Source organism: Saccharopolyspora sp. NPDC002578, assembly GCF_053592695.1.
The window spans coordinates 1-6,298 of record NZ_JBSFWJ010000138.1 but is presented as its reverse complement, the minus strand read 5'-3'; the positions used below and the strand labels follow the sequence as shown (position 1 = coordinate 6,298).

The 6,298-nt window shown below is 71.5% G+C and carries 4 protein-coding genes and 1 pseudogene; 4 read left to right on the top strand and 1 reads right to left on the bottom strand.

The genetic code is table 11. The features are described 5' to 3' along the window. A pseudogene (locus ACWD38_RS29855) lies at positions 1-146 on the bottom strand (serine hydroxymethyltransferase); the annotation flags it as partial. 580 nt (positions 147-726) lie between these two features. Here ACWD38_RS29855 and ACWD38_RS29850 point away from each other — a divergent pair. From ACWD38_RS29850 to ACWD38_RS29835, 4 genes are all read left to right on the top strand, one after another. Next, complete coding sequence (locus tag ACWD38_RS29850) at positions 727-3,192, top strand: GcvT family protein (RefSeq protein WP_450125403.1); 2,466 nt, start codon at positions 727-729, stop codon at positions 3,190-3,192. Positions 3,193-3,221: 29 nt separating this feature from the next. Beyond that, positions 3,222-3,842, top strand: coding sequence for a cyclodeaminase/cyclohydrolase family protein (locus tag ACWD38_RS29845; RefSeq protein WP_450125402.1), 621 nt, complete (start codon positions 3,222-3,224; stop codon positions 3,840-3,842). Next, positions 3,839-4,711, top strand: a complete 873-nt coding sequence (locus ACWD38_RS29840; RefSeq protein WP_184478726.1) for a bifunctional 5,10-methylenetetrahydrofolate dehydrogenase/5,10-methenyltetrahydrofolate cyclohydrolase — start codon at positions 3,839-3,841, stop codon at positions 4,709-4,711. Before ACWD38_RS29845 ends, ACWD38_RS29840 begins: the two co-directional genes overlap by 4 nt. Before the next feature lie 67 nt (positions 4,712-4,778). Next, positions 4,779-6,152 carry an L-serine ammonia-lyase gene (locus ACWD38_RS29835; protein WP_450125401.1) on the top strand — a complete coding sequence of 458 codons (1,374 nt, stop codon included), beginning with the start codon at positions 4,779-4,781 and terminating at the stop codon, positions 6,150-6,152. The last annotated feature ends 146 nt before the right edge of the window (positions 6,153-6,298 follow it).

The following is a 6,298-nucleotide window of genomic DNA, read 5'->3' as shown; positions in this document are numbered from 1 at the left end:
GGCGCGAAGTTCTCCGACGCGATCATCTCCAGCGTGTTCTGCTGACGGCCGAGTTCAGCACCGACGGCCTCGGCCACCTCCGGATCCACCGCCGAAAGCCGATCGTTGAAGACGTCTACGGCACTCGCATTGCTGGACGGACTCATGGGACTCCTTCCGCGCTGGGAACCAGCAGAGGAGATCGACGAGCGAGCGAACGCGGCAGGACACTGCCCTCGCCTGAGATTCAACTGACATATCAGATGACTTTCAGCGTAAGCAGCGCGAATCGCGCGGTCAAGAGGATTCGGAATCCCGATCACCCGCGCCAGCGAGCCGCCTCCGCTCCCGCTGACGACGGCGAGATTCCCGCGCCGCGAACGGCTTTTCGGCCGCGACCCGCCGGTCATGTCCTCCACTCGGCGGCGTGTCGCACGCCGAGCCCGCCCGATTTTGCGCGGACCCCTTGACCCCGCACCCACCAGTGCTTACCTTGCTGTCCAGTTGATATATCAGCTGTCTCGACTTCTCCCCGGCTCCAGAAGGCCGGTCTCCCCCTTCTTCGCCCGACACCACGTCGGCACCGACTCCCCACGTCGATGGAGCCCACCGGCCGGCGCCGCGCGCACGACGCCGGCCCGCAGGAGCCCCAGCCCTCCGCCGCCGTTTCCGTTGCGGCACAAGGCACATCCTCCCGAACAGCGCCGTCCTCGTAGCGGTCGTCAAGGCCGCCGTTAGGAGACCAGCATGAGCACGACCCCTCGCGTCGTCATCATCGGAGCCGGGATCGTCGGAGCGAACCTGGCCGACGAGCTGACCGAACGCGGCTGGAACCAGGTCACCGTCCTCGACCAAGGACCGCTGCCGCTCACCGGCGGCTCCACTTCCCACGCGCCAGGACTGGTCTTCCAGACCAACGGGTCGAAGACGATGACGGAGTTCGCCTCCTACACGGTCGACAAGCTCAACGGGCTCGACGTCGACGGCGACTGGTGCTTCAACCAGGTCGGCGGCCTGGAGATCGCGACCACGCCGGAGCGGCTGCACGACCTGCACCGCAAGCAGGGGTGGGCCACTTCCTGGGGCGTGGCAGGGGAAGTCCTCGATCCCGAGGAGTGCGCGAAGCTGCATCCGCTGCTCGACCAGGACCGCATCCTCGGCGGGTTCCACACGCCCTCCGACGGGCTCGCCAAGTCGACCAGGGCGGTCGTCGCGCTGGCCCGCCGCGCCGAATCCCGCGGTGCCGTCTTCCGCGGTTCCACCCGCGTGATCGGCATCGAGCAGCACGGCGGCCGGGTCACCGGCGTGCGGACCGACCACGGCGAGATCCCCGCCGACATCGTCGTGTCCTGCGCGGGGTTCTGGGGGCGGGCCATCGGCGAGATGGTCGGCATGAAGGTCCCGCTGCTGCCGCTGGCCCACCAGTACGCGCACACCGAGCCGCTGCCCGAACTCGCCGGGCGCAACGACGCCCGGATCGAGGCGCGGATGCCGATCCTGCGCCACCAGGACCAGGACCTCTACTTCCGGGAGCACAACGACCGCCTCGGCATCGGCACCTACGCCCACCGCCCGATGCCGGTGCGGCTGAGCGAGCTGCCCGAGCAGGACTCCCCGAGCGACGACGCGATGCCCTCGATGCTCCCGTTCACCGAGGACGACTTCGCGGCGTCCTGGGAGCACAGCCGCCGGTTGCTGCCCGCGCTGCGCACGGCGCGGGTCGAATCCGGGTTCAACGGGATCTTCTCCTTCACCCCCGACGACGGGCCGCTGGTCGGCGAATCCCCCGACGTGGCCGGGTTCTGGATCGCCGAGGCGGTGTGGGTGACCCATTCCTCCGGCGTGGCGCGAGCCGTGGCCGAGCTGCTGGTGGACGGGCGCAGCCGCACCGAGCTGCACGGCTGCGACGTGCACCGGTTCGACGAGGTCGAGACGACCGACCAGCACGTCGACGAGACCGCGCAGCGCAACTTCGTCGAGATCTACGACGTCAAGCACCCGCTGCAGCCGAAGCTCTCGCCGCGCGACGTGCGGGTGAGCCCGTTCCACGCCCGCCAGCGCGAACTCGGCGCGGTCTTCCTGGAATCCCACGGCTGGGAGCGGCCGCACTGGTACGAGGCGAACGCCCCGCTGGTCAAGGGGCTCCCGATGGAGTGGCAGCCGCCGGCGCGGGACGCCTGGTCGGCGATGCACCACTCCCCGATCGCCGCCGCAGAGGCGTGGAAGACCCGGAATGCCGTCGCCCTCTACGACATGACCTCCCTCAAGCGGCTGGAGATCAGCGGGCCGGGCGCGCTGTCCTTCTTGGACCGGCTCACCACCGGCAAGATGGACAAGTCGATCGGCGCGGTCACCTACACCCTGGTGCTCGACGAGGCGGGCGGCGTCCGCAGCGACCTCACCGTCGCGCGCCTCGGCGAGCAGCTGTTCCAGGTCGGCGCCAACGGGAACCTCGACTTCGACCACTTCACCCGGCAGCTCCCGGACGACCACGGCGTCCAGGTCCGCGACATCACCGGCGGCACCTGCTGCATCGGCGTGTGGGGGCCGCTGGCCCGCGACCTGGTGCAGCCGTTGAGCGGCGACGACTTCTCCCACGAGGGCCTGAAGTACTTCCGCTGCAAGCGAGCGAACATCGCCGGGATTCCCGTCTTGGCGATGCGGGTCTCCTACGTCGGCGAGCTGGGCTGGGAGATCTACACCGGCGCCGAGTACGGGCAGCGGCTCTGGGACGTGCTGTTCGAAGCCGGTCGCGAGCTCGGCGTGGTCGCCGCCGGGCGGGCCGCGTTCAACAGCCTGCGGCTGGAGAAGGGCTACCGCGCCTGGGGGTCGGACATGACCACCGAGCACAACCCGTACGAAGCCGGGGTCGGGTTCGCCGTCCGGCCGCAGAAGGGCGAGTTCGTCGGGCGCGACGCGGTCACCTCGATCGACCAGGACGCGCTGACGCGCAGGTTGTCCTGCCTGACGATCGACGACGGCCGCAGCGTCGTGCTCGGGCACGAACCCGTGTTCGTGGACGGGGAACCCGCGGGCTACATCACCTCCGCGGCGTTCTCGCACACCCTCGCCACCCCGATCGCCTACGCGTGGCTGCCCGCCACCGCCGTGGTCGGCACCCAGGTGGAGGTCCAGTACTTCGGCCGCAAGGTGCGCGCCACCGTCGCGGCCGAACCGCTGGTGGACCCGGACATGCACCGCATCCGCCGTTGACCGCGCCCGCCGACCACGGAGGACTCCGCATGCGCACGGACACGATCGACTCCTTCTTGCACGACCTCGCCGCCAGGGTGCCCGCTCCGGGCGGCGGGGCCACCTCCGCGCTGCACGCCGCGCAAGGTGCCGCGCTGGTCGCGATGGTCGCCCGCTACAGCGACGGTGCGCGCTACGCCGCGCACGCCGCGGCCATCGCCGAGATCCGGGACACCGCCGACGAGTTGCGCGCGTCCGCGCTGGCGCTGGCCGAGCAGGACGCCGTGGCGTTCGGCGCGGTCGGCGCCGCCTACGGCCTGCCCAAGTCGAACGACGACGAGAAGGCCGCCCGCGCCCGGGCCATCACCGCCGCGCTCGCGGAGGCCGGCCGGGTGCCCGCCCGCGTCATCGCCGTCGCCGATCAGCTGCTCGACCTCGCCGGAGGGCTGCGCCCGATCGGGAACACCAACGTGATCGCCGACATCGCCGCGGCGGCCGACGCGGCGCGGGCCGCGGCCGCCACCTCGCGGGTCAACATCGAGATCAACCTCGTCGGCATCACCGATCCCGCGGTCCGCGCCGAACTTGGCGCGGCGCTGGAGCGGGCCGCCGACATCTTCCAGCGAGCCGACCAGGTCACCTCAGCCGTTCGGGAGCACATCCTGCGATGACCACCGCCGAACGAGAATCCGCCACCCTCGCCCTCGACGGCACCGGCCTCGCCCGCGCGATCCGCGCCGAGGTCGCTGCCACCGCCGCCGAGCTGTCCCAGCGCGGCCGCACTCCCAAGCTGGCGGTCGTCGTCGCCACCGACGACGAGTCCAGCGCCTGGTACGTGCGCTCCATCGCCAAGACCGCCGCCAAGGCGAACATCGACTGCGAAGTCGTCGACCTCGGAGCCGACTGCTCCCCCGCTCAGGTCCGCGACGCGCTGGACTCGCTCAGCGCCGACGACTCGGTGCACGGGATCATCCTGCAGACCCCGCTGCCCGCCGGGGCGCGCTTCGAGGAGCTCGCGTCGGCGATCGCGCCGGACAAGGACGTCGACGGCGCGAACCCGGTGTCGCTGGGCCTGCTCGCCGCCGGTTCCCGCGCGTTCGCCCCGGCCACCGCCGCGGCGGTGCTGGAACTGCTCGACCACCACGAGGTCCCGCTGGCCGGGCGCGACTGCGTGGTGGTCGGCCGCTCCAACGTCGTGGGCAAGCCCGCCGCGCAGCTGCTGCTGCGGCGGGACGCGACGGTGACGATCTGCCACCGGCACACCGCCGACCTCGCCAGGTTCACCAGCGGCGCCGACGTGCTGGTGGTCGCCGTCGGACGCCCCGGCTTGATCGGCGCCGCGCACGTGCGGGAAGGCTCGGTCGTCATCGACGTCGGCACCAACCCCACCGCCGACGGCGGACTCGTCGGTGACGTCGACGAACCCGCCGTCGCCGGCCGGGTCGCCGGATTGTCGCCGGTACCGGGCGGCGTCGGTCCCGTCACCACGGCCCTGCTGCTCCGGCACACCGCGGCAGCGGCAGCACGGGCCTCGACGTGACGGCGCACCGATCCGCCACCGCACCGCCGCGGGCAGGAGTCCGCGCACGACCAGGTTGGGAGCGCACGTGACCCTCTCGGTCTTCGAGCTGTTCAAGGTCGGCATCGGCCCGTCCAGCTCGCACACGGTCGGCCCCATGCGGGCGGCCCACCTGTTCGTCGAACACCTGCGCCGGTCCGGCGAGCTCCCCCGCGTCGCGGGCGTCCGGTGCGAGCTGTTCGGCTCGCTCGGGGCGACCGGGCACGGCCACGGCAGCGTCGACGCCGTGGTGCTCGGGCTCGCCGGGGAGCAGCCGCACCTGGTCGACCCGGTCGCCGCCGAACCGGAGGTGCGGACTGTCCGGGAGGAGCACCGCATCAGCCTCGGCGGCGAGCAGAAGATCGCGTTCTCGATCGCCGACGACATCGTGCTGCACCGCACCGGCCGGCTCGACTTCCACAGCAACGGCATGGTCTTCGAGGCGCGCGACGGGGACGGCGTCCGCATCGACCGCCGCGAGTACTACTCGGTGGGCGGCGGCTTCGTGCTCGACCAGGACGAAGCGGGACGGCCGGTGCTGGTGGAGGACGAGACGCCGGTTCCGTACCCGTTCCGCACCGGGCAGGAACTGCTCGCGCACGCCTTCGCCTCCGGCCTGCGGATCAGCGACATCATGCTGGCCAACGAGCTGTCCTGGCGCACCGAGCAGGAGGTCCGCGAGGGCCTGCTGCACATCTGGTCGGTGATGCGGCAGTGCGTCGAGCAGGGTTCCCGCACCAGCGGCACCCTGCCCGGCGGGCTCAAGGTGCGCCGTCGCGCCAACGAGCTGCGCGAACGGCTGGAGGCCACCACCGACGAGCACGACGCGCTGCACGCCATGGAGTGGGTCACCCTCTACGCCCTCGCGGTGAACGAGCAGAACGCCGCGGGCGGCCGGGTGGTGACCGCGCCGACCAACGGCGCCGCCGGGATCGTGCCCGCGGTCCTGCACTACGGCGAGCGGTTCCTGCCGTCGTTCTCCGCCGACGCGGCGGTGCGCTTCCTGCTGACCGCGGGCGCGATCGGCGTGCTGTTCAAGGAGAACGCCTCGATCTCCGGGGCGGAGGTCGGCTGCCAGGGCGAGGTCGGGTCGGCCTGCTCCATGGCCGCGGCCGGGCTCGCCGAGATCATCGGCGGCACCCCGGAGCAGGTGGAGAACGCCGCCGAGATCGGCATCGAGCACAACCTCGGGCTCACCTGCGACCCCGTCGGCGGTCTCGTGCAGATCCCCTGCATCGAGCGCAACGCGGTGGCCTCGATCAAGGCGATCACCGCGGCCCGGATGGCGGTGCGCGGCGACGGCAAGCACCACGTCTCGCTGGACAAGGCGATCAAGACCATGCGAGAGACCGGAGCGGACATGAAGGACAAGTACAAGGAGACCGCCCGCGGCGGCCTCGCGCTCAACGTCGTCGAATGCTGAGGGCCCGCCCGCCTCGTCGTTCGAGGTGAGCAGTGTTCGCGGTCGTTGTCCTGTCAGCGGCGAAGCCGCTGAGCAGCGACCACCAAAGCAACCGGCACCGCCGCGGGTTCTCAGCGTTCTTCTCGCGAGGACGGCTTTTTCCCTCG